Origin of the sequence: Paenibacillus sp. OAS669 (assembly GCF_014873645.1) — a bacterium.
GTDB lineage: Bacteria > Bacillota > Bacilli > Paenibacillales > NBRC-103111 > Paenibacillus_S > Paenibacillus_S vulneris.
Map to the genome: position 1 here is coordinate 177,421 of NZ_JADBDR010000004.1, position 23,611 is coordinate 201,031.

Here is a 23,611-nt window from a genome sequence, read left to right on the forward strand (position 1 = left end):
ACCCTCCTTTCACCACAGCTGTTTGTTAAAGCGCCTTGCGATGGCATTCGTCAGGACGACAAGCACCAGGCCAACCAGCGATTCGAAGAGGCCGAGCGCCGCTGTAAGGCTGAATTGACCGCCCTGTAAGCCTGCTTGATAGATGAATGTGCTAATGACCTCTGAAATATTAGCGACAATCGAATTTTGCAATACGTAGACCTGATCGAAGCCGACCTCCATAACACGGCCCATAGCCAAGATAAGCATGACGATTATCGTCGGACTTATACCCGGCAGCGTCACATGCCACATCTGCTTCCATTTGCCCGCTCCGTCAATGCTGGCCGCTTCGTATAAGCTCGGATCGATGACTGTAAGAGCAGCCAAATAAATGATGGCGCTGAAGCCCGCTTCCTTCCAGATACCGGAGCCTAAGAAGATCGTGACCCACGACCATTCATGAAACAAAAAGGCGTAAGGCTCTCCCAAAAGCTTTGTAACAAGCTCATTCAGCATACCCGTCTGCGAGAATAAAGTGATGACGATTCCTCCGACGACCACCCAGGAGAAAAAGTGCGGCAAATACACCAGTGTCTGAATCGTACGTTTAAACCACATTTTACGAACCTCGTTCAGCATGATAGCGAGTGCGATCGGAAACGGGAAGCCGACGAAAACGGACAGCACGCTCAGCAAGAGCGTATTGCGGATAATTTGAACCGACTGGGCCTGTGTGAACAAATTGCTGAAGTTATCGAAGCCTACCCATTGGCTGCCCCAGATGCCTTCATAGAACGTATAGTTTTTGAAGGCTATGACAAGGCCAAGCATAGGGGTGTACTTGAAAAGCACATAAAAGACGGCGACAGGCAGAAACATCAGCCACAACGGTACGTTTTGGCGAAATCGTCTGCTGCTCCATAAGGGTCGACGCCGGGCAGCCCGCTTCTCTTGAAGTTCTGCTTCCCAGGCTTGCTGGTTATTCATATGTGTACCTCCTTCCCGGCTGTTAATGCGGCGAGCGGTTGCCCGCCTCTCCTTGCTGAGATCACCTTACCTTTTGATGACGGTATTCGGCAATATTCATCTTTCTCGTATACGCTGCAATAACGAAAAAGCCCGTCTGCCTAGGCTCATTGGCGGCCAGGTGCTGGTTGCCGCTCCAATTTGCTCTATGCTGACGGGTCACGTTTTACTGTCATAAGCTTGAATCGTCCGTTCGCAGGCTGTGCTCCTTACGGTAGTCGCCCGGAGTTATTCCTTCGACCTTCTTGAACACACGGATGAAAGACATCGGGTACAAGTATCCAACTTTCTCAGCGATGACCTGGACCGGTTCCGAAGTTTCGATCAGTTGTTTTTTGGCTTGTTCTACCCTGACCTTAGCTAAATAATCAACGAATTTCTCTCCGAATTCCTCTTTAAAAGTTCGGCTCAGCGTCTTCTGGTTCATATTCAGCGCATCACTGACCTGAGACAATGACAAATCGCTGCTGGCATAATGCTCCATTACATACTCCCGAACCCGGGAAGCAAGCGAGTATTGCTCCCGGTTTATACGCAGGCCATGGAGCTTCCGCTCTACGCTGGCTAGCAGCTCTAGCAGCAGGCTCTGCGTCTCCCCGATCCATTCCGGGTCTTCGGGCAGCTCCTGAATGTTGGGCAGCCCATCCGCCTTCCACACGTCCTGAAGCTCCGGCGGCAGCTCCTGCATTTCGCGTTTCAGTTGCCCTTTGAACAAGCGGAGCATCCCCGTGACATCCTCACGGGAATAGATTCCTGCCGCTATAGCTTGAAACGCCTGATTCATTAACAGCTTCCAATCCGGGTTGCCCAACCGGAACAATTGTGCGGTCTCCTGCAGCTCCTGCACTAACGTATCTACACCTGTTCCTTCAGCTAACGAGTCCCATTGCGGGTCATATACGACTACTTTATTGGCACCTAACGATATTTTGCGTTCAAGCGCCTTCCCCGCTTGCCGGAACGACGTGGCAATGTCCTTGGGATCCTTGACCGTCGTGCCGATACCGAATGTTACGGTAAACTTCAGATAAGCTTCCACCCATGCACGGGCCCTTTCGGCCAGCTCGGTTACTTTCACAACCATGTGTCGCTCTCCCCCGCTGCCCGCTTTTCGATATAAGAGCCCGAGCCGGTTAGTACTCAGCCATTCCGTCCATAGGAATTCGCCTTCCTCCTCGGCTATTTCCTGAATCGCACTGCGCAGCGTAAATTTGAACAGCAGCTGGTCCCTGGAGGAATACCTGGCTACAAACCCGGCAAATGCATCCATCTCCACGATAGCTGCAACGACATAATTGAACGGGGCATCCAGCCCCAATAGTGCGGATTCCCGATGAAGCTCTTCCTTGGTAACGTGCCTGGAGCCTTCCATCAACTCTTTGAACAGCATCGTACGCCTGTACTGAATTCCCTCGGCATGCTGTTCTTCGAATTGATTCGATTGCTCGATTAAGCTAACCAGAGCGTGATCAATAAAGGCAAACTCATCCTTCACACTGGCTTGAGGGATACGTCCCGTCTTTTTCTCCGTAAAGGTTACGATACGGCTTAGCACCTGATCGATTGGCCGATAGTGCCTGTGGCTGATGTAAGTCATCCCGCCGATTCCGCCGGCAATGGCGATGAGGCCAAGCACGAACCAGATGTACGAGAATGTGGACATTAACGAAAACCAGCTCCCCTGCTGAATGTTCATATACAGCCTCCAGCCGGTATAAGGCGAAACCAGCGTGACCTCCCCCTCGTCGGCGGATGAAGAAGTCTTAGTACCGCATACGCGACCAGGGCCCTCCAGGCTGTTCCCGCTTGCATCGGCCAAACATGCAGCGCCTCCCCCGCCGGCTCCTGCGTACATTTCCTTTACCAGTGCTTGCAAGGATCCGGAGTGGATATTGATGACTATCAATCCTTGGTCACCCGAGTAGTACGGCATTTTTTTCACCAAGGATACAACAGTGCGCTGCCTCTCCTCTGATTGATATAGCGATAACGGCCTAACGCCGCTCCACGTAATCGGCTTCGTGCTTTTCACCGCTTGCTCAATAAATTCCCGGTCCCCGAACTCGTTCAGATCCGACGAAAATTGCTGCATCAATATTTTGCCGTCGGTTGCACGGTATAAGTAAATGGAATCGATCATCGGCAGAGGAGCTACAAAGTCGAGCAGCACCTCCGTTACACCATAATACGAATAGGGGGATTGCTCCCCCGTATTTTCGAAATATGCGGCTACCTTCGGATTCAGCAGCAAATTTTTACTGGCCAGTGTATCGATATTTTGCAATGTGGAGTCGACAATATGCATAACTTGCTGTGAATATACATGGTAAGCGTTCAACGACTGTTTCTTCGTCCATTCGTTAACGCCGAGGAAAAACAGCAGCATCAAGCAGAAGATGACCGCAAAAAAAATCGGGATGTAAGATAAAATAAAGCGGTACAACCATTTTTTCTGCAAAGCACATCTCTCCTATGACCGTGTTTTGGGGTTAAGTGTTGATTAACCTGCCTGTTTATGTAATGGCTACCACCGATATTGCTGTAATACCGGTCTCATCAAGCCAGCCAATCGTTCACCCATGAGCATATGTCCATAGGGTCCGGGATGAATCATATCGCACGATAACGATGAGTAATCCTGCATGATGGCAGCCCCATCTAGTAAGTATAAATGAGGATGCCTCAGAAGAGCTACCTGCTGATGCAAAATTTCATTATACTGCCGCTCCCGATCCCCTGCTTGAAGGTCGGATTGAGTGGCGAAGTTAGGATACACTGTGATGATAAACACCGGCTTATCCGGGTGGTGCTTCACGACACGGCGCAGCAGGTATTCGGAGCGTTCGGCAAAGGCCTCCGGCGTGAACCGGTCCCGCATGTTCACTCCCAGTTCAAGTGTCATCACATCCCAGTCCTGCTGGTCGACAAGAAAGTCAGCCATCTCCTTCTCGCACAGGCATGAGCCGCTCATCCCTTTGTTCAATACGTCAGCCTGCAGCCGTCGCGCCGCTTGATCGATGTAGGATAGCGGATAGCTTGAGAGACCCTGTGTGATGGAGGACCCGTAGGCGATCCATCTCAGACTCGGTGTTTCATCAGGTCTCGGCGCACGTACCGGATGACCGAACGTATTCAGGTGAAGCAAAATACCAGCCGATCGGCCGAAGATAATTCTCCATACCTCCGGCGCAAAGCCCGAAGACAGCAGCTGTCCCCTTGGGATTGCACTTAGTCTCGCAGGCTCCTCCAAGTGGAGCGTACGGGGAACTCCTGCCTGTAACCGGTGTGACGAGTGAAGTATCCCTCCTTTGTACACGGCCACTTCCCCTTCTTGTTCGGGAGCTACCAGAGAAAGCCGAACATCGGATGCCGTCGTGACAAAACGGATTTCGCAGCCCGTTGATTCCTCGGCAATGAATTTGCCACGTTCGCCAAGTGCATGCCGCACTGCTTGCGGGAAGCGGCGTAGATGAGTCCCTCCGAAATGAGGAGCCTTTTCTAGTGCTGTCACATTATGAAACAGCAATCCGTTTTCAATTAATGGCATCTTGTTATAAACACATCCTTCTATTCCAATTATGCCGCCACTACAGCCTCACTTCTGCTCCGGTTCTCGCCGACTCGTATATAGCAGATAAAATCTTTATCATGTCCACTCCATCCTGCGGCGTGTTCAGCGGCTTGGCTCGACCTTGGATACAATCAATAAAATGATACAAATGCTCCTTATGTCCGTTACCGTCCTTCGGGAGCTTCGGCAGCAGATCGACCAGCGTCCCCTCTACTTCTGTAAACACTTTGGCTTCACCGCGTTTGTAGGAGAGTCCTGCCTTCGTGCCGCGCAGTTCGACGAAGCTCATCTCCTCCTCTACATTGGAAGCCCAGCTGAATTCGATTTGCAAGGTTGATCCGTTATCAAAGCGAATGAAACCGGAAGCAAGATCCTCGACATCGAAGATTCCTTCCGCCTGAGCTTCTCCGAACTGGCTGTGCACCGAATCGCTGATCGTGGATGAAGCGAACTTGTTGTAAGTCGCGCCGGTTACGGACACTGGACGCGGGTTCCCCATCAGCCATACAGCTACATCGATAAAATGTACGCCGAGGTCGATCAATGGTCCGCCCCCGGACAAGGCTTTGGTCGTAAACCACCCTCCCTTGCCCGGAATTCCCCGTCGGCGCACCCAGCCGCATCGTCCCGTATAAATGTCGCCCGCGTGCCCGCCTGTAATATATTTGTGCAAAAATTGCACAGACGGCCGGAACCGGTTGTTCCGCATTGCCATCAAAATTTTACCGCTATCGCGTGCTGTTTGCGCCATATGCTCAGCCTCTTCCGGTGTTACGGCATCCGGCTTTTCACAAAAAACATGGATTCCCTGAGCAAGCGCTGCAATCGCGATCTCACTGTGATACGTATTCGGTGTACAAATATCTACGAAATCCAGATCGGGATGAGACTTCAGAAGCTCCCTGTAATCCTTATATACATTATTGATTCCAAGCTCTGCCGCACGCTGCCTGGCTCTTTCTAAATTGATGTCGCACAATGCAACGAGCTCGACCTCCGGGTGACCGGCTAAGGCCGGGGCGTGAGCCGATTTGAAAATATTCCCCGCTCCGATTATTCCAGCCTTCAAGCTAGTGTGTTTCATAAACGATCTTCTCCTCTATTGATGAATGCTGTATCGTGGTAACATAATCGATGTCACGCATGCGTACAGATAGTTTCAACATAGATCGGAATACCATCGCAAGCAATATTCAACTTTCTTGTATATAGCGTGAGTAATGTTCTTCTTTTAATAAAAAAGAAAAAAGCCGCATTGACATGCGACTTTTAATGTTAGTTAGCTTCCTTTACATCGATTGTGCTGCCCGTAAATATGCCAGTAATTTCTGTTACCAACTCTTCGATAGATTTATCATTTGCATCAATCGTATAATCAGCATATTTTCTGTATAATCCATTTCTTTCATTGTATACATCCAACATGGTTTTCCCTTGATCTATCACGATCCCGCGGCTTTGTATGTCCGTGTTCTCAAGCCGTTTTTTTATATTCGGATAGGAGAGATCAATAAACAGGATATCTGCATTTTGCTTCAGAAAGCTCATGGCTTTATCCGAATAGACCGCGCTTCCACCCGTAGAAATAACGGAATTTGTGCAATCAAGCGAACAAATCACTACAGATTCTTGAATAATAAATTCTTTACTGCCGTTGTCTTCAAGGATTTGCCACAGCCGCTTGCCAAATTTGTGCTCCATGATATGATCTGTATCTATAAATGCCATATCCAGTGCTTGCGCAATCAAGACGCCGATGGTGCTTTTTCCGCATCCCGCCATGCCTATAAATACGATATTTTTTTCCCCATGAACTTTATCCACTATATCACCTTCCAAACCGACTTTAGGCGGATATGCCGAACCATTTTTATCCACTTAATGATAACGAAATCACCGGGGTGGGATTATCAAACAACGTCAACGTTAGCTCAAGATCGATTTGGACTTCAAAAGATGATCTGTTTCTTGAATCAAATCACGCAGCATGGTCAAAGCTTTTGCTGCACTTTCTCGATTTTCTGCTATTAGGGTAAAAATTTCATTAACTCTGCTTGAGTAGCTGCCGGGTACTATGTTAAATGAATCGGCTATGGCCGTTGCTCCCTTTTCGTTCATAAGATAGGTTTCGTTAATGGCAAACAAAACTTGGTTCAAGCATGCTACTGCCCTGAAGCAACACCCGGCGATATAGGACAAATCTTGTTTATAGATTCCTTTCCATCCGTTATCCACAGAAAAGCCGGCTTCCCAGAAAAACTTTTGGATCATCGCTTTTTGAAACAATGTCGGGTAGGGTGCCGTTTTACATTTCAGCTCTGCGATAGCTCCGGAAGGGTCCCATAAAACTTTGCACAATGCGATTTCGGCCAAATAAATGGCGTTGATGAACCCATGCGGATGCCCTGGCTGATAATCTATCGTAATATCTCCCTTAACACACTGCTCCGTGACCTGAGACACTTTATGGTAATCGCGAAATAAAAGATCGACCGGGGTTTGCTCCACCTGCAGCCAACCGCCGCCATTAATCCAAGGTCCCCATTCTCCTATGCCTGTTATTAGGTTCTCCCTATGTTCATCATCAAGGAATGCAGCGGACTGACGAAGCCGGGCTAGATCCAATTCCTCTTCCGAATGGTAGTAAATTCCAACATCAATATCGGAAGTAGGGGTGTCACTCCCCCTTGCTCTGGAGCCACCAAGTACTATGGCGCTTACTCCATTTATTTGCTTCAAACTGTCGACAATATTGGAAATTACGCTGTTCGCGTCCATCTATTTCGCTCCGATCCAAGGTTATATCAGTTCATTGTAATGAATGCCGTCCTTGTTGGGTAGGGAAAGGATTTGTTAAACAATTCTGTCACAGCGCTCTTCCTCCATTATTGAAATACAATCATTTCTCCGATTTCCATAAATCCGAAGCGCTTATAGATATTTTTTCCATCCTCGGAAGCCTGTAACACAACCGGTTTGTGTTTATCTGTTGTTTGGTTTAGAAGGAATTGGAACATTTCACTGCCGTATCCTCTGCCCCTGTAACCTTCCCTTGTCATTACGTCATAAATGCCGTAGCTATCATTGGCTTCTATTAATAAACCGGTGGATACCGTATTTTCCCCTACACAGCCGATAAACATTTGAATCTTTGAACCTAAGGCTTCATGGGAAAAGTTATCAAAATACGCTTTTAACGCATCCTTTTCCGATGTACCCTCAAATAGGCTCATAAAAACCTCTTTGTAGTTCATGAGTTCTTCGTTATTTCTAACAGGAGTAATGGTAAGCTGATGGGCCATTCTCCCACTGACATGAAGCGTGTTATCAAGTTTCATCGTCACATTACGCTCCGCTTCCTGGAGGTCATATTCCCGAAGCAGATTGATCCACTCATTACTCAAATACGCAGCATCCATCCAGGTACAGAAAGGATATGCTTTCAACCGAAAATTTTCGATTCCGTGTGCGAGCTTTGCGGCATTTTGGATATTTGGAGATTTCGGCAGCAGCACGTTGAACGTATCGGTAGGAATTTCTGTATTCGCTATGACGAAATCTTCCTCCTCGGTAAGTTTTCCATTGACCGCTTGGGTAAACGCTTTTAACTTTTCCTCAAAATTATTTAGAACGAATTGTTGAGCTGTATTTACGTTCACGGTTCTATCTCCTCCCTGTTTACTATATTTCTGGCCGTCATAATCACCGATAGATAATCATGTATCATGTCTCGAGTCACTTCAACTGCTCCAGAATGGTTAGTGCTTTTGTTGATCTATTAGTTCTGAGGGGTATGTAACAGATAAAATTTTAAAAATTCCTTATAATTCTGTACTTGGCTAACTCTGTTTTGAACCATAGTCTTATGTAGCTTTGCCATTTGCAGCGCGCATCCCTGGAGGTCACCTGTTTTCAAAACCCAATCCAATAGGGACTCGCCCATGACTCTATCATACACAATATCCATGCGGTTGTCGCAATTAATAATCCCATATGCCTTTGGTTTTGCAAAATGCATACATTGCATTGCCTTGGTATTATTGTATTCTCTTTCTACCGCATTAATGGGATATCCCTTTTTGAAAAGCTTAAGTACTTTTCCTTCCACCCCTTCATACACCGTTGCCGTATTGCCTTCTCCAATGATTTTTCCATAGCTCATTTATAAGTCTCCCTTATTAGGCCTTCAATGGGTGCCTCCTTGTAACTGAAGCAACCCACCAGTATACAAAAATAACTGAAACAAAAGTCCTCACCCTATCCTCTTCATCTCATTCGGATTCGATGGGAGCGTAAACATCGACGCGTCTGCATCGAAGTGATCGTGAGCACTGTTTCTTGCATGCTATGTTTCCTCCTCTTGTTAACCTGCCGTTTATTTGTTAGTTTTTCCATTACATCATCGCCTACAGTTGAAGCCATCGCCGCTCGTTTCATGGGTATATGTCCTGCGGGTCTACCTGCCTTGCGCCTTATCGCCTCTTAATGTCATACAAGTGCTTGAAGCATGAGCGACGAGTTTACCGTTCTCGTCAGTAATATTGCACTGGACAAACCCGATAGTCTGTCCACTCTTGTACAGCATAGCATAGGCTATTATTTTGGCGTTCCATACAGGTCTAAAAAAGTTTACTTTCATCTCGATCGTAGTGAAGGTTTCGCCCTGTTGCAAGGAGGAACCGTAGGCAATGCCCATGGCCATGCGGCAAGAATGCCGATATGATGCCGCCGTTGCATGTGCCTTGCGGATTCGCGTGTTGTTCCAAGGATGGGTCATTTATCTTCGCAGCTTCAGCAAATATATCGCTCCCGGCCTCGGTATCGCCATCGTTGCATGCCGCCCTTCCATCATGAACTACCTGATAAAAGCCAAATTGTTGTCGGACAGCGGGACGCCTTTGGTGAATCAGAAAATTTTTCTGCATTATTTTTTCAGCGAGCGGCTGCAGCAGCATATAGAGAAACTTCGCATTGCGCTTGCGGTCCGCAAGGAAATCGTAGAACAGGAATTGTCCGCTACCGACTGGCAGTGGAACTCCCCTGCTGGCGGATTCAACTTATGGGTGAAGCTTCCGGAAACGGTGGAGATTGAACGTTTACTCAGTACATGCATCAAGCAATCAATCACCTTTGTGCCCGGAGCGATTTGCGATCCGCTCAAGGAGTACAAATCATGGATACGCCTCAGCTATTCCTATCTGAATGAGCAGCTATTGAGAGAAGGCGTCCAGAGGCTTGTCGAATTGGCAGACGAGGTTTGAAAGGATGACCTTGGGAGGATGTATTTATTGAAGACAAAATCAAAACATTTCACCTATAAATCGGAGAATGTGGTGGTATGTTTCTAAAGACTTGATTTGTAATGATATCTTAGTACAATAGTTTTATGACTACTCTAAAAATAACAAGTGATGAGCACAGAGTCAAAATATTTAAGGCGTTAGCTGATGACACAAGATTGGACATCGTACGGGCTCTATACGCCAGCAAGAAAGAGATGAATTGTGGAGAAGTAGGGAACATTCGCGATACTACGAAATCGAATACTTCATATCACTTGCGTACTTTAAAGGAGGCGAAATTGATCAAGGTACGAAAAGAGGCTCAAGCGAAGTATATGAGCATCGATTTGGAGACATTTCAAACTTACTTACCTGGATTTCTGGATACGTTGTAGAAGGGAATCTCTTTTTTTCTTCAATTAGTTCAATTGTCATTGAACTTTAGAACAAAATTGAAAGGGTGGATACCATGTTAAGATTAACAATCCTATTATTCCTCGTCATGTTTGTCATCGGTACGGATACTTTTTTGATTTCTCCGCTCCTCCCCACGCTCCAACAATTGTTTCATATCCCGACCGAATCTGCCGGTTGGATGGTCGGAGCCTATGCCTTAGGTTATGCCCTATTCGCGCTGATTGCAGGACCGCTTTCCGATGGCTGGGATCGCAAAAAGGTCATGCTTTACGGCATGGTATGCTTTTCGGTTTCAACCCTGTTATGCGGTTTTGCCACAGGTTTTTGGTCGATGTTCTTATTCCGTTTTTTTGCCGGAGTCAGTGCAGCATTTGCGGCTCCTCAAGTCTGGGCTTCGATCCCTGCCCTATTCCCAACGACGAAGATCGCCAAAGTATCCGGAATCGTCATGGCCGGCTTGGCTTCTTCCCAAGCGTTCGGCATCCCTATTGGAAGTCTGCTTGCTTCCATCCATTGGTCTTATTCTTTCTTTACAATCGGAGCATTCGCATTATTCGTGGCAATATTCATTTATTATGCTTTGCCCGAAATGAAACCGAATCACGATCAAAAAGATAAATCTCCTATCCTCAGTAGGTACCTCCCGCTATTGAATAGTTCAATGGCGAGAAGAGCTTTCTTCGCACATTTCTTATTTCAATGCGGATTCTTTGCCTCCTTCTCTTTCATCGGAAAATGGGTGACGGATCGCTTTCAACTTTCAATCGATCAAGCTGGGTATGTGATGTTTTTTCTTGGTCTCGGGAATATAGTCGGGAGCCTCAGCGGTGCCTATATAATCAAAACATTAAACCGTTTCAACACGCTGGTTGCAGGATTTCTTGTCTCTATTGCATGTTTTATTGTTTTGCCCCACTTGCCATCGGTTAAAGCTTTCGAAAGTGTTTACTTTTTCATATTCGTTACCATGGGAGTCACTTTTCCACTCATACTGGGACTGCTGAATTCATTAAATCCGACCATACGCGGCACGATCTCTAGCTTGGCCAATTCGATCATGTACGCCGCGACAACGCTCGGTTCTTGGATTGCTGGCCTGATTTACGCGTCTTTTAACGGTTTTTTCGCCGTTGGCTTGTTCGCGGCTACTTGCTTTGCCGGTTCGTTGTTATTGTTTATATTCAGCGGTATTTTGGCCAGTGATGCGAAAATAAAGAAGGAGTATGCAGCATAACTGCAAAAAAGAAATTCAAATGGATATGTTAAATCTTTCGAAATTCAACATCCTAGGTATTAAAGAGAATGAATTCGATATTCTAATTCAAGTCGTCGCAAACTCTCCACCTTTGACTTGCCCTCATTGTGGAAGTATAGCCAACCTTTACAAACACGACAGCAGGGAACAGATTTGTATGGACTTACCTATTCAAGGCAAGCATGTTGGGCTACTTATAAAGCGTCAGAGGTATCGCTGTAGAGACTGCAATCGAACCTTTTGGGAACACCTAAACCACACTATAGACGAGAAGCGAAGTTGCACCAAACGTTTATTGTCTTATATAGTGAAGCAAAGCCTTAAACGCACGTTTGTCAGTATATCCGAGGAAGTTGGATTGCATGAAAAAACGATACGTAACATCTTTCGTGATTACATCAATCATCTTAAAGAAACTCTTTGATTCGAAACACCTAATTGGCTTGGGATTAACGAGATACACATTAAATGCCCCACAGCAACGGGCTATGGGGCTAATATTTATATTTAAAAAGGCATTTATTAATTCACCGTAATAAGATGATTTCAATTTTTAATTTACTCAACTAACAAGAAGGAAATTACTGTATTTCAAGCGAATTCCATATTCATATCATCTTTGCTTCAAACATAATAACAAAGAAGGAGTGATAAAATGCGCTATATTTCAAGAATAGCCGGAGTGGAAATTCCTGTTTCCAATCTGAAAGCCGCCATCGAATGGTACGAACGAGTGATTGGGGTGAAAACGGTAGGCGAATTCGATGAGTCATGGACAGAAGCAATGCTTGATTTCCCCAACCATCCGGTGGGGATCTATCTTGTGCAGACAGATACAGCGGACAGGCTTAAGTTCCACAATACCAATCATAATTACACTCAAAGCGTCATTGATTTTTACACTGAAGACCTGGTCGGGTTTCACAACTACTTAAAATCACTTGGAATCCCTACGAATCGTGAAACAATCGAATTAAAGCCGGGTGAGATTGGCGGATTTGGTTTCTTTGACCTCGATGGAAATTCTCTGGGGGCGACAAACGGTTAAATAGAATTGGCTCCTGTATTTCAATCGAACCACTGATTTGCACACAAAGGCCAATCCCGAAAGGATGGCCTTTAGATATGTATGAATTTCTAGAACATAACTGTCGAACCAGAGAGAGGAAAATTACTCGGCGTTCATGTGTAATAATTGATAATTCTCTCCCCCCACTGAATCCCAAGAAACGGACAATCCAAGCGCCGACGTATTCTTCCAAGTCACATCCCAGGATATCACCTTCATCTTTTAGACGAGGTTGTTACATAAAAAGTTATGGCAAGCAGGATCTGGAATAAAAACCAATCTGCATAACTCTTATTACCTGAATTGGTTTACAATACCTTCAAGAAGCTTGCTGTATTACCCCGATGACCGGGTAGTACGCTCCATTACGCCTTCTAAGAACAACTGCAATTCGTTGATAAAAACCTTAGCCGCACGCCCCATAAATTTATCCGTCCGATGAATGATGCAGATATCCTGGCTGGGCGTCGGATCAATAAGCTTAACCGCCGAAATGTTCTCTCGATTCAGATAATCAAGCAGCAGGCGTGGAAGAATACATGCTCCAATCCCTTGTTCGACTAAAGATAGGAGCGTTGACAAGCTCGAGGTGACAATCGGATTGTAGATGGTGATCCCTTTTTCTTGACAGCAGGTATGGAAGATTCGCGTGATTTGGTGCTCCGGCCCGAACATGACCAGCTTCAAATGCTGCAGCTGCTCAAAGGGGATTGCCTTTGATTTTGTAATGGGATGATCTGAACGGATAGCTAAAGCAAACTCTTCGTGGAACAAAGGAATGATACGGACACGGTCATCCGGGTTCGAAGGAACTGTGGTTACCCCAAGGTCCCTTGTGCCGTTAATAACCTGTTCATATACATCCATAGTCTCCGTTACACTAATCGATAGCTTGGGATAGGTAAGATGAAAATTGATCAGCAGTGCATCAAATAACAAATCTCCATCTCCAGGAAGGATTCCGATGTTCAATCTGCCCCCCTCTATATCCTTAAGATCCGTAATAGCGCCTTTAATATAGTCGATACGTTCGAAGATGATTTGGCATTGCTCCAGCAAGATTTTTCCGGCATCCGTTAGAGCGATCCGTTTGCCGATACGATCGAACAAAGGCATCCCCAGCTCATTTTCCAAAAACTTGATCTGCTGACTTAAATTTGATTGGGTAGTACACAGATTCTCGGCTGCCCTCGAAAAATGCATCTCCTTACATATGGCAGCAAAATACTCAAGCTGTCTAAGCTCCATCCTCTCCGCCCCCTTTCACCAATGGTTTTATTAGATTCGTTATGTCTAGCAATTTGGATGAGAGAAACCCTATATCAAGGTGTTTTCATGATCTCTATTCTCCTATTAATAGAATATACCAACTGCAACCTAGAACTTGTCTGCAATATTTAGAATAAGATACTTGTATTCTGAGACAGTTGGAGGGAGAGCAGGGAAATCATTAAATACAGGCGAATTTACCTTGTTACAACGTGAAATTCAATCCTTCGTCCGTAATGCAACCAAGCTTAACCTAAAAGTAACGGCCATTCACAACCATTGGTTATTCGACAAGCCTAGATTAATGTATGTGCATTTAGAATCCGTCGAAAATCCCATTGTTTTTGCAAGAAAAGTGGCCTCGCTTCTGAAAAGATTAAACTAATACAATCGAGCAGTCTAGAATTTCCAGCCCTATTTATCAGCTATAGAACTCATTATAATCGACACGGCGCCTGAAAAGAAGAAGGGGTTGGACTTACGAGTCCACTTCGAGTCAACACCGTTAGCTTTCGGTCTTATGTGCACTGAGCTGGACAAACCATGGTCGTTGACGGGGCTCCACCTTGGTATGATGCAGGTCCCCCCTGTTGTAACCTCAATAGATTAATAAGTATGGAGCAGCTGCGAGAGTAGTTTGCTCCTTGTTTTTGCAGATTCGTTGGTTAACGTTATAGCCATTCAAAATCTTACGTTCTGCTTGTGGAAAAACGAAATACAAGCTTTTCCCCGTATTTGGGGTGGCGTCCCATTTCTTCAGAGTATTCGCCATTAGTACAAGCTTCCAACGTTTTGCGCCAAAATTGGATAGCACGCACATTTCGTTCGGAAGGGTTAGTCTGCAATTCCCAATGCCCTGGCAACAAACCTATAAGTTGTCGCATCGCTTGTTCTCCGATCCCCTTACCGCGATAATGACGCAACAGGAAGAACTCATTCAAAAAGTAATTGATAAAGCTAGGGCATGGAGCGTAAGGCGGGGTTGCTACAAAAGCAAGACCTGCCGGGATCTCATCCACCTTGATGATGTATGGAAACAGGACACCCGGGTGCTCCCACCAGATGTCAAAGATTCGATTCTGTTCGGCTAATGTCCGGGTATCGTTCTCTTCAAAAACACCATATCGATTGGTCTTAAACTCCCACACTTCAGATAAATCATGTAAATAAAGCGGGTAAATGTTGTTGATGATAAATTTGTCATCGGCGCTGCAAAGCTGTACCACTACATTCGCATTCACATCTATCACTTCCTTAGCACTCAGTTGGGTGAAGCCGGATTGGAATAGTCCCGGTCTTTCAATGAAAAGTATATAGATAGGCAGCACCGAATGATAGGCAGACAATACCTATAACCGTTTATTATACAAAAAAAGCCTGCGTTGTTAGTTCAACTGAACGCAAGCCGTTGGATTATTATTCTTTTGTGTACACGATCTTCTTGATACTGTCTTCGGACAGGCAGTATGTAGTTGAGAGCTGATCCATACGGATGCCCTTACGAAACAATTCTCTAATTTCCGAGTTCCGATTGTTCAGATACTCTCTCTGTCCCGACAGCTGACCCCATTTTTTTCTGGCGCCTTCACGAGCCGGGATATAGAGCACCCTGCCTTGAACGTATTGTTGTATTTCACGAAGTAAATGCTCGGGTAAAATTTCATTCGCGGATATATATTTCATTGGCTTCGCCCCTCCATCTGTTAGTAGATGTACGGTTGCAAAGCCTGCGTGACAAACTTTTGTATCCTATGTGTCTAGAGCGGTTAAGTCATCAGGCTCCATGCAAACAACCGCTAGCGTTTGTCACATAGACTTTGCATGGAGCTTATTGATAAACTATGCATCGAAAGTTTTTGACAAGTTTGCTTGAGATGTCTTGTCATTTCAATTACCTCTCTTTCCATAATGTATAAAAGGTCAGCAGATCGTGCTGGCTGCCCCTGTCAAATATTTTACCAACTCAGGTTTCAATAGCAATGACATTGATGATATTATCATCCGGATCCCAAAAATCAAATAGTCGCATCTCTTTAAAATCAGTGTCTGTATCTACCTCAGTTACTTTAACACCCTTTTCTTTTAATGTCTGATGCAGCTTCTGAATATCCTTTGTAGCAAAGTTGAATGGAACATATTCCTTATTCGGCGTGTGATTTCCAACCTGTACAAGATGAAAGCCGCAATTTGAAGCGACTGCAAGACCCGCCATTCTTTCATTTTTCCAACGCAGCTTAAAACCAAATAATTCTTGATACCATTTCAAAGAAGATTCGAGATTTTTTACAGGCAGGAATACGGCGTCAATTCTTTCGACTAGCTTTTCAGTTGCCTCTACCAATATTCACACAACCTTCCTTATTTTTTGGATTATAAGGTATATTATTCCATCCCATTATAACGTACATTTGTTCCTATAGTAAATAAACGTTCGTGTTCTTATATGATGAAAAGGTCCCTAAATAGAAAAAAGCACCTGATCATGGATCAAATGCTTTGCTCATCTTTATGATGTGTTTATGATTTGGAGGAGTTTACTCCTTCTCTTCTTCCCGAAATCGGAACGAACGCGCCAAATATAACACCGGTGTGCCAGCTGCCGAAATGACGAACTTCAGTACATAGGTTGTTAAAAGAATTTGTACCCAAACGCCTAGCGGATACACCTTGTAGAAGGCTATGGAACAGAACACTAAAGAATCGACAAATTGGCTAAGGCCGATGCTTCCGTTAATTCGCAGCCAGAACTGGTTATGATTAGGAAACCGGTTCTTCAAAACACTAAAGACACGAACATCCAGAAATTGGCTGACAAAATAAGCTGCCAGACTTCCCAGTGCAATTTGCGGTGCCAAACCAAAAATCGTCTCAAGAGCCTCCTGTGAAATATCGCCTTGCTGAGGTACGAAGAACAGCACCATCTGCATAATGATCGCCGAGGCAAACAGGCTGAAAAATCCGAACCACACCGCCTGCCGCGCGGCTCTGGGCCCGTACTTCTCATTAAGAAGGTCCGTCGTCATGTATATCGACGCATAAATCGAATTACCGAGCGTCATCACAATACCGAATATTTCGATCGTCTTGACGACTTGAATGTTGGCCAGCACTGTAGCGAAGCCTACCCAGGCATACAGCCCCTTACGCCCGAACAGGCGGTAGCTGAGCAAGAACAGCCCGAAATTGACGATGACAAATGCAACGCCCCAAACAAAATTGAACATAATCACTTTCCCCTTAGTTTTGATCACGCGGGATGGTTTCGAACCGCGATCGGCATAAAGCCCGCCAATTGGGCAGAGTATGATTGTATCATAGCCCGTTAATTCCGGCAATAAGGGATATGTTAAGCGCTAAGACGAGCTCATCGTTCTGAAAAATTAAACCAAAAAAGCTGCCGCGAACACGCAGCAGCTCTTGGCTGATCATGAATGATGTTCTTGTCTCCCGGCATAGTAAGGCTCTCCCGGGTCAATGTCGATCACGACTCGCCGAGGCGCCGCCAATGCATATTGATGCTCGCAGCGCCAACGCATATCTTCCGTGAAGCCGATAGTCTCACCGTCGGAGATCACGTCTCCCTGGTTGAATAAATAATAGGCGATATCCATTAAAGTCCCGGCCATCTGGGAAGGGTCAAGATCATAGAAGTGACACTGGACGTCCGGAATGCCCAGCGCCGCGAGTCCGATGGAATCCATCAATCCTTCCTGCCGCCCGCTTCCGCTTCCCTCGACATTATAGTAACGGATGTTCATGGCTCCATATAAGAGAGCCCCCTCTTTAATTGCAGTTAAATAAGCGCCTGGCTCGACCAGCTTATCGCTTTCCCTGAAATAAATCGCATCGCAGGGTGCCGCCTCCAGTAGCGCCTGAAGAGCACCAGTGAATAGCTGCAATCTTGATTTAGGATCCAGGCCTGATGCCATCATGTCGACGAGCAGAAGAGAATGGCTGCATGCATTCAGCGTCTCTCCGGCTTCCCGCCAATGCCAGGCTTGTTGAACGGCCGTTGTGTAGTCCGAAGCAGGACGATGATCAAGGTTCATCAGGCTGGTTTGGGCAGGCATCTCCCCTTCTGAATAGGCGATCATATAATTCATATGAAAGAAATGCAGCAGGTTTTCTTTATCTGCGTCATTGGCCTCCCAAACTGCCAGCCTCGAGCCTTCTTCTTGCTGCTGCTCCGGCTGACTCAGCTTCCCTGTATACAGCTCCATTTTTTCATAAAGCAGCTGTCGGTCGAGAGTGGGCGGCTGTTTATATTTCAATTCTACGGCATATACTCTCGCAAATCCGAAATCTTGTTCCTGCTGAAGCAACTCTTCCATAATCTCCAAGCTCCTTTATCCGATCATCATCTATTTCTAGTTATTTCAGCGCTCCTGGCTTGCTCAGCTTGAATAAAGCGAGCAATAGGTTCTGTCAAACCGTCTTGCAAGAAGATCCTCTTTGCGGATGAAAAATTGCAGCGCTCCTGCATCCCACCAGCAAAATCCAATATCATTATCGGATTCCAGCTCAAGAAGCAGCAAAGTATCCTCGATCTCCTGCTTGGCCTTCGCTTCATCACCTGCAAAATGAGCGGTGATCTGTTCAAGCGCCTTGCTTTTGCTGTAGCTGTAGCTTGTCCCTGTCAATATCATCAGGGCTGCTTCATGCTCGGCGTCATCGTGCTGGCCGTCCGGGTAGCCAAACAACGTAGCAACGTCGTCGCTCTTGGAGTCGTTGATCGAAAAGCTTAAATCCTCGTAATCCTCATATCCTACCGATTCGTTCTCTATCTGATCATAATCGACATAAGCATAGTTCGGCGGTTCAAGAGAAGGCCTGGCCGTAAGCCGGAACCCGCGGAAGCTCTCCTCCAAGGCCGTCTCTTTCGGAGCAAAGCGTCTTTCGACGCCAGCAAGCTCTTCCTTGGTCACATACAAAACACGATGGTCAATATGATATGCCGGCTGGTCTATCCCTACAAAAAAATAAAGCATCCCGTCAACCGGCAGCAATGATGCTGTGTCATGACCAGACAACTCTTCCAGATTCAGCTGGGCCAGAAATGTCATCGGTACCCCGTCCTTTGTCAGCGGCCACTGTATGGAAGCCGGTAAATCCGGATCTCCTCCGGCTCGGGAATCGCACAGGGTTTCGTAGCCAGTCTCTCCGGCTTTCGTACAGCGAATGCTTGGACGGATATGGTCCAATATATACTGGGAAGCATGGGCAAATCCATACTCCTCAATTAAGCTCTCCACTTGTTTTCGCTGCTGCTCATTCAAATTCAACTGAAGTCCTCCCATTTTAATGATTATGTCTATTGTACCGGGATTTCCCATCTGCTTCCATAATGCCATGTACCTAGGCCGCTTAGGGCCTTCAGGCTCAAAACGTCCCCAAAAGTAATAGAGATCAGTCTGTGTCCCCTACTGTCATGTTCATCGTTGAATGACGCGTCCCTTCACGGGAGATCGTGCAACCGTTCACGTAGACGGGTATATCCTGGGGCAGCCTCTTTTTTCGTACTCTGGTACCTTGGAAAATATAGGAACATTCATTAACCTAATGTTGGGTTACGAAAATAGAGCTGAAGGAGGAGTTTATCGTGAACTTCAAAGGCAAGCGGCTGGCGCTCATTCCCGTCATCGTTGTTCTGCTGACGTTGCTGTTCAGTCTGCCGGCCGCTGCGGAAGAGCCTGTAAAGGTATTTGTCGATACTACAAAAATCGCTTTCCAGGTGGAGCCTCAAATTATTGAGGGTACTACACTGGTGCAGTTCCGGCCCCTTTTTGAAACGATGGGCATGGAGGTGAAATGGGATGAGACCAAGCAGCAGGTGACGGGAGCGCGGCCCGGCCTGACTATTGTCCTCACCATTAACGATTTGAAAGCAGACGTAAATGGGAAGCGGGTGGAATTAAGTCAAAGCGCACAGATTATAGACGGCAGCACGATGGTGCCGCTGCGTTTTATCGGCGAAGCCACGGGAGCCATTGTCCATTGGGACGAATATACCCGCGAAATTCAGATTGTTACCGATGCGTTTCTACAACAAGCAGGCATATCCAAAGAGGAAGTACAGAGGCGGCTGGCGGAGTACGACGCCAAGCAGGCGAAGCAGCATGCCTCTCAAGGCACGCAAACCGGGCAGGAGACAACGCCGGCTGCACAAGAACCATCCCCACCACCTCCTGCTGAAGCCAGTAAGCCCGTAGATCTGTCGAATCTTTCGGGAATGTATTACGGTCTGAGGGATGATTTTGGCGGGTTTGAATGCGGCGGCGCCTGCTGGGATCTGTATACCTTCCTTCCGGATAACCATATCTTCGTCGGCCCTCCGCCTCAAGGCGGACCGGAAACCATCGATTGCTCCAGGGACGGCTGCAGCACATACACCATCGCGAATGGGAAGCTGCAGATCAGTGCGAATGACATCCGTTCCATCCGTCTTAACGATAGGGGCGAGCTCGTTATTAATGATGTCGATATGTCCCCTATCGCAGCGGTTCCCGAGGGGACAAAGCTCAATGGAACATATCAGTATATCGGCTACAGCGGATTGGTCGGGATCAATGCGTCTTCCAGCTCATGGACGGAGTATTTGAGCTTCTCCGCCGATGGTACCTTTGAAAGCACGGATTTGACTCTTTCCTCATTGAATAACGCAGTATCGTCCACCAGTGCGACCGGATCGAAGAGCGACAAAGGAACCTATGACATCTCGGGCAACACAATCACGCTAACTTATAAAGACGGAACCGTCGTGCGCAGTGTTTTCTTTTTCCATGACAATTACGGCAAGGACTCGTTCCGTAACATCCAAATCGGGCAGAACCGCTTCTATATTCCGAAGGAGAACTAGCTCTTTAGCATACAGGTAGCCACTTCTACTTAATTCGAGGTCATCCAGCTATTACTGGTTGACCTCTCTTCTATTTCATCTATTCTTCTATTCTTATGTTCCATGGAGCAATGACCCCTGAGATCCCCAAATTCTCTATTTTACCGATTTTACCCATATAAATGGGAAGCACTTTCTCAATTGCCTTTCCCCGCTTCAAGCTCGGTAGGCTTTTCATTAATGCAGTTCGCCAATTTCCATAATGTTTTTTTGAAAAACCGTACAATCGAGTCGACATCCATCCCTTAGATATATTTGCCGTGAAGCCGTCGTTCATCCACGATTCTAATCGAAAGTGTCGAGTCAATTTATATCTCCCGCTAAATTTATAGTAATAATCGGCAGGATATGATCGAATATATCGATGAGCGAGTAATAAACCTACAGCTTCTCCATAACCTTTATGAGGACTATCAACGGCATGTCTGACGGCTTTCATACCGCCTAAATAAATGTATCGGTTTGCTATAGTGAGGATTTTCTTGGATTGAATATCTCTGGTGCCTAATTCTAATAAGACGATGTAAGCGTCTGGAATTATTACACGTATGGACTCCAGCGTTTTCATTGTTTGTTTCAATCTTTCTTCGGGTGTAAACCTGGAACGAGTTTTGCTGTAGGACAACGGGGAAGGCTCGAAATAAATAACTGAAGTAACAATAAACATGATCTTTTTCCGATTCAAAATATCACCTCCGTTACAAGGTTTGGCATGTCTTATTCTATGAAAGAAACGAAGATGAAGTGATAGAAAAACAAACTATATACTTGTAAGTTGGGTCTATGAATCCACCGTTCTGACCTACCAAAGTAGTGCACTAAACAGCTGCTTCCGTTTGCAATAAGCAGTATGGAATAGAAGAGCAAACTATCGATTATCACATACAAGTAGCAGTATCTCTTCTAGAGACCCCACTAAACCAAACGTCAGAGCTGTGCTTGAAAACGAAAGCGCAAAAAAAAGAAATCGGTCACAAATGGGAACGATTTCTCGAGGAATTGTTCGGGATAAAGGTAAGAATCTCCTTCTTATGCGATATATCTTATTATCAAGAGGATGGTAACCTTGTCCACTCCGGCAGATTCATAGAGACATGCGTCTATTTTGCTGCCCAATCCATGTGGATAAGCATCTATGCACAGATAACGAACATAAACTGTTGACGTAACATAAAAAATATTGAATTTAAGGAGGATTTTTCAATGGCTCAAAACAAACGCTCTTATCAGCATTATCCTCATCATATGTACCATCATCCGTACCACCCGCATCATGGTTATCATCCGTATGGGTACCATCCTCATGTCTATCATGGGTATCACGGCTACCACCCTTATGGATATCATCCGCATCATATTCACCACCCATATCATCATCATCATGGAATGGGACACCACGGCTATGGCCATTAATTCGACGCTTGAGGGTCCTCCAAACTTCTCTTCGTTGGACGGACCTTCGCGGTCCCTTATTACGTTTGGACAAGCCTCAGCATAGAAACATTCCAGTTCTATATACCCAGACTTTGTTTGTACGCAAAGATTTCCTCGACGGCTCGCCGGTACCCTCCCGCGACACGGAAAGACTCCCCAATGGCTTCGCTTGCTTTGCGGAATGATCCATCCTTGAGTACTCGTTCTGCCGCTCCTCTGAGCTCATCCGCGGTCAAACTCTCCTTATTCAGCTGGATGCCTGCCCCGGTTTCCGCCACGCGACGCGCTATAACAGGCTGGTCGGCACTTTGGGGAAGAACGATCAGCGGTACACTGTTATAAAGTCCTTCACTGGTGCTGTTCATTCCTCCGTGCGTAATAAATAATTGGGCATGCTGCAATATTTCCAGTTGAGGAACGTAATCCCGAACGATAAAATTGGCAGGAATATCCCCTAATTCTTCAACCCTGGTTTGTTTTCCGATGGACATGATGACAGAGTAGTTCGTTCCGGCGAACGCGGCAAAACAGAGCTTATAAAAATCCGCAGCTTGATTGAATACGGTGCCGAGAGAGATGTAGATCAGGTGCTCCTTGTCCACATTAGAAAAATCAAACGATCCTTGAGAGCGAGGCACGATAGACGGACCGACAAACTTATACGTCTCGTCAAAGCTATCGCCATCAGGTTGGAATAATTTGGATGTGTAGACAAGAGTCATTGGAGCCGGATTGTTAAAAACCTCATAAGCGGAGTTAATCTGCACAGGATATTCTGCCTGCACTTTATTGACCAGCTGTTGAAACTCCTGTTTCGCTTGATCAGTTACCTCTGCCGGAAACTGTTGTGTCAGGCGATCCTGCAGTTTGTCAAAGTCGTTTTGCCGAGAGGCAAAGCTTGTGCATGAGTTGATTGCCGGCAGATTAAGGATTTGTGCAAGCAGTCGGCCGCAGCCAAACATCGAGTCATGAATCATGTAATCAAACCGCTCTTCTCCAATTTGCTGCAAGAGGCTGGGAATGACGATATCGGCGGTGCGCAGCAGTCCGCCCACTCGAGCCCAAGGACTTCTTCCTCCCGCAATAAATGCCTTTATAAATTTGCCGTTATCGAGCGTAATGACCTTTGCCCCCGTTGGCTCTACGAGATCACGAAAGGGTTCCGATAAAAAGTAAACCACCTCTTCACCGCGGCGGATCAGTTCCTGAACCACACCGAGCGTTGGATTAATATGTCCTTCGGAACCAGCGTTAACCACCAATACACGTGCCATACCCATCACCTTTCAAGTAAAAAATTTTCCGCCTGCCTTTCGCGGTCTTAGGTTTAGTATACTCCACCCTTCTCAACTAATCATCTCTTCTTGGGGATAGAATCTTACCGGCCATGTGCCTAATCGCCTCTTAGCGT

At 46.1% G+C, this 23,611-nt stretch carries 25 protein-coding genes and 1 pseudogene; 8 read left to right on the forward strand and 18 right to left on the reverse strand.

Going from position 1 to position 23,611, the window contains the following annotated elements; translation table 11 throughout:
- Positions 1-9 precede the first annotated feature (9 nt).
- From GGC63_RS11245 to GGC63_RS11285, 9 genes are all read right to left on the reverse strand, one after another.
- Positions 10-861 carry an ABC transporter permease gene (locus tag GGC63_RS11245; RefSeq protein ID WP_225948149.1) on the reverse strand — a complete coding sequence of 284 codons (852 nt, stop codon included), beginning with the start codon at positions 859-861 and terminating at the stop codon, positions 10-12.
- 319 nt (positions 862-1,180) lie between these two features.
- Complete coding sequence (locus GGC63_RS11250; RefSeq protein WP_192702410.1) at positions 1,181-3,466, reverse strand: helix-turn-helix domain-containing protein; 2,286 nt, start codon at positions 3,464-3,466, stop codon at positions 1,181-1,183.
- Positions 3,467-3,532: 66 nt separating this feature from the next.
- The gene (locus GGC63_RS11255) at positions 3,533-4,555 is read right to left on the reverse strand and encodes an SGNH/GDSL hydrolase family protein (protein ID WP_192702411.1); all 1,023 of its coding nucleotides are present in this window, start codon (positions 4,553-4,555) and stop codon (positions 3,533-3,535) included.
- Positions 4,556-4,595: 40 nt separating this feature from the next.
- Positions 4,596-5,663 (reverse strand): Gfo/Idh/MocA family protein, encoded by a 1,068-nt coding sequence (locus GGC63_RS11260; RefSeq protein WP_192702412.1) that lies wholly within the window; start codon positions 5,661-5,663, stop codon positions 4,596-4,598.
- A gap of 191 nt (positions 5,664-5,854) precedes the next feature.
- On the reverse strand, positions 5,855-6,403 hold the full coding sequence (locus tag GGC63_RS11265) for a shikimate kinase (RefSeq protein WP_192702413.1): 549 nt from the start codon (positions 6,401-6,403) through the stop codon (positions 5,855-5,857).
- 102 nt (positions 6,404-6,505) lie between these two features.
- The gene (locus GGC63_RS11270; RefSeq protein ID WP_192702414.1) at positions 6,506-7,357 is read right to left on the reverse strand and encodes a nucleotidyltransferase domain-containing protein; all 852 of its coding nucleotides are present in this window, start codon (positions 7,355-7,357) and stop codon (positions 6,506-6,508) included.
- A gap of 107 nt (positions 7,358-7,464) precedes the next feature.
- A complete protein-coding gene (locus GGC63_RS35105) occupies positions 7,465-8,238 on the reverse strand; it encodes a GNAT family N-acetyltransferase (protein ID WP_192702415.1) in 774 nt (257 codons plus the stop codon).
- A 119-nt stretch (positions 8,239-8,357) separates the two neighbouring features.
- A complete protein-coding gene (locus GGC63_RS11280) occupies positions 8,358-8,741 on the reverse strand; it encodes a hypothetical protein (RefSeq protein ID WP_192702416.1) in 384 nt (127 codons plus the stop codon).
- A gap of 294 nt (positions 8,742-9,035) precedes the next feature.
- Positions 9,036-9,356 carry a PaaI family thioesterase gene (locus tag GGC63_RS11285; protein ID WP_225948127.1) on the reverse strand — a complete coding sequence of 107 codons (321 nt, stop codon included), beginning with the start codon at positions 9,354-9,356 and terminating at the stop codon, positions 9,036-9,038.
- Between GGC63_RS11285 and GGC63_RS11290 the strand changes: the two are divergent.
- The 5 genes and pseudogenes from GGC63_RS11290 to GGC63_RS11310 form a co-directional block, all read left to right on the forward strand.
- Positions 9,346-9,840, forward strand: a pseudogene (locus GGC63_RS11290) (aminotransferase class I/II-fold pyridoxal phosphate-dependent enzyme); the annotation flags it as partial. The gene GGC63_RS11285 and the pseudogene GGC63_RS11290 sit on opposite strands and share 11 nt — an antisense overlap.
- A gap of 125 nt (positions 9,841-9,965) precedes the next feature.
- Positions 9,966-10,256: an ArsR/SmtB family transcription factor gene (locus GGC63_RS11295; protein WP_192702418.1), complete on the forward strand. Its 291-nt coding sequence runs from the start codon at positions 9,966-9,968 to the stop codon at positions 10,254-10,256.
- 74 nt (positions 10,257-10,330) lie between these two features.
- Positions 10,331-11,512: an MFS transporter gene (locus tag GGC63_RS11300; protein WP_192702419.1), complete on the forward strand. Its 1,182-nt coding sequence runs from the start codon at positions 10,331-10,333 to the stop codon at positions 11,510-11,512.
- A gap of 25 nt (positions 11,513-11,537) precedes the next feature.
- A complete protein-coding gene (locus tag GGC63_RS11305; RefSeq protein ID WP_225948152.1) occupies positions 11,538-11,957 on the forward strand; it encodes a transposase family protein in 420 nt (139 codons plus the stop codon).
- Between the two features lie 231 nt (positions 11,958-12,188).
- Positions 12,189-12,581, forward strand: a complete 393-nt coding sequence (locus tag GGC63_RS11310) for a VOC family protein (protein ID WP_192702420.1) — start codon at positions 12,189-12,191, stop codon at positions 12,579-12,581.
- 357 nt (positions 12,582-12,938) lie between these two features.
- Here the strand turns inward: GGC63_RS11310 and GGC63_RS11315 are convergent, their stop codons facing one another.
- Entirely contained in the window at positions 12,939-13,850 is a 912-nt protein-coding gene (locus GGC63_RS11315) for a LysR family transcriptional regulator (RefSeq protein WP_192702421.1), read from the reverse strand.
- A 163-nt stretch (positions 13,851-14,013) separates the two neighbouring features.
- Between GGC63_RS11315 and GGC63_RS11320 the strand changes: the two genes are divergently transcribed.
- Positions 14,014-14,256: a DUF1259 domain-containing protein gene (locus GGC63_RS11320; protein WP_225948128.1), complete on the forward strand. Its 243-nt coding sequence runs from the start codon at positions 14,014-14,016 to the stop codon at positions 14,254-14,256.
- 304 nt (positions 14,257-14,560) lie between these two features.
- Here the strand turns inward: GGC63_RS11320 and GGC63_RS11325 are convergent, their stop codons facing one another.
- From GGC63_RS11325 to GGC63_RS11350, 6 genes are all read right to left on the reverse strand, one after another.
- Complete coding sequence (locus GGC63_RS11325) at positions 14,561-15,112, reverse strand: GNAT family N-acetyltransferase (RefSeq protein ID WP_318781029.1); 552 nt, start codon at positions 15,110-15,112, stop codon at positions 14,561-14,563.
- Between the two features lie 175 nt (positions 15,113-15,287).
- Entirely contained in the window at positions 15,288-15,554 is a 267-nt protein-coding gene (locus tag GGC63_RS11330) for a CD3324 family protein (protein WP_192702422.1), read from the reverse strand.
- A 280-nt stretch (positions 15,555-15,834) separates the two neighbouring features.
- Positions 15,835-16,212, reverse strand: a complete 378-nt coding sequence (locus GGC63_RS11335; RefSeq protein ID WP_192702423.1) for a VOC family protein — start codon at positions 16,210-16,212, stop codon at positions 15,835-15,837.
- Between the two features lie 193 nt (positions 16,213-16,405).
- Positions 16,406-17,095: a queuosine precursor transporter gene (locus GGC63_RS11340; protein ID WP_192702424.1), complete on the reverse strand. Its 690-nt coding sequence runs from the start codon at positions 17,093-17,095 to the stop codon at positions 16,406-16,408.
- A 201-nt stretch (positions 17,096-17,296) separates the two neighbouring features.
- A complete protein-coding gene (locus tag GGC63_RS11345) occupies positions 17,297-18,202 on the reverse strand; it encodes a DUF4261 domain-containing protein (RefSeq protein WP_192702425.1) in 906 nt (301 codons plus the stop codon).
- 63 nt (positions 18,203-18,265) lie between these two features.
- A complete protein-coding gene (locus GGC63_RS11350; protein WP_225948129.1) occupies positions 18,266-19,153 on the reverse strand; it encodes a YwqG family protein in 888 nt (295 codons plus the stop codon).
- Positions 19,154-19,470: 317 nt separating this feature from the next.
- On the opposite strand from GGC63_RS11350, the gene GGC63_RS11355 reads away from it, so the two are divergent.
- Entirely contained in the window at positions 19,471-20,727 is a 1,257-nt protein-coding gene (locus GGC63_RS11355; RefSeq protein ID WP_318781030.1) for a stalk domain-containing protein, read from the forward strand.
- 79 nt (positions 20,728-20,806) lie between these two features.
- On the opposite strand, the gene GGC63_RS11360 is transcribed toward GGC63_RS11355, so the two are convergent.
- A complete protein-coding gene (locus GGC63_RS11360) occupies positions 20,807-21,451 on the reverse strand; it encodes a hypothetical protein (protein WP_192702426.1) in 645 nt (214 codons plus the stop codon).
- 518 nt (positions 21,452-21,969) lie between these two features.
- On the opposite strand from GGC63_RS11360, the gene GGC63_RS11365 reads away from it, so the two are divergent.
- Positions 21,970-22,179 (forward strand): hypothetical protein, encoded by a 210-nt coding sequence (locus GGC63_RS11365; RefSeq protein ID WP_079911638.1) that lies wholly within the window; start codon positions 21,970-21,972, stop codon positions 22,177-22,179.
- Between the two features lie 98 nt (positions 22,180-22,277).
- Here GGC63_RS11365 and GGC63_RS11370 read toward each other — a convergent pair whose 3' ends face one another.
- Positions 22,278-23,474, reverse strand: coding sequence for a macrolide family glycosyltransferase (locus GGC63_RS11370; protein WP_192702427.1), 1,197 nt, complete (start codon positions 23,472-23,474; stop codon positions 22,278-22,280).
- Positions 23,475-23,611: the final 137 nt, after the last annotated feature.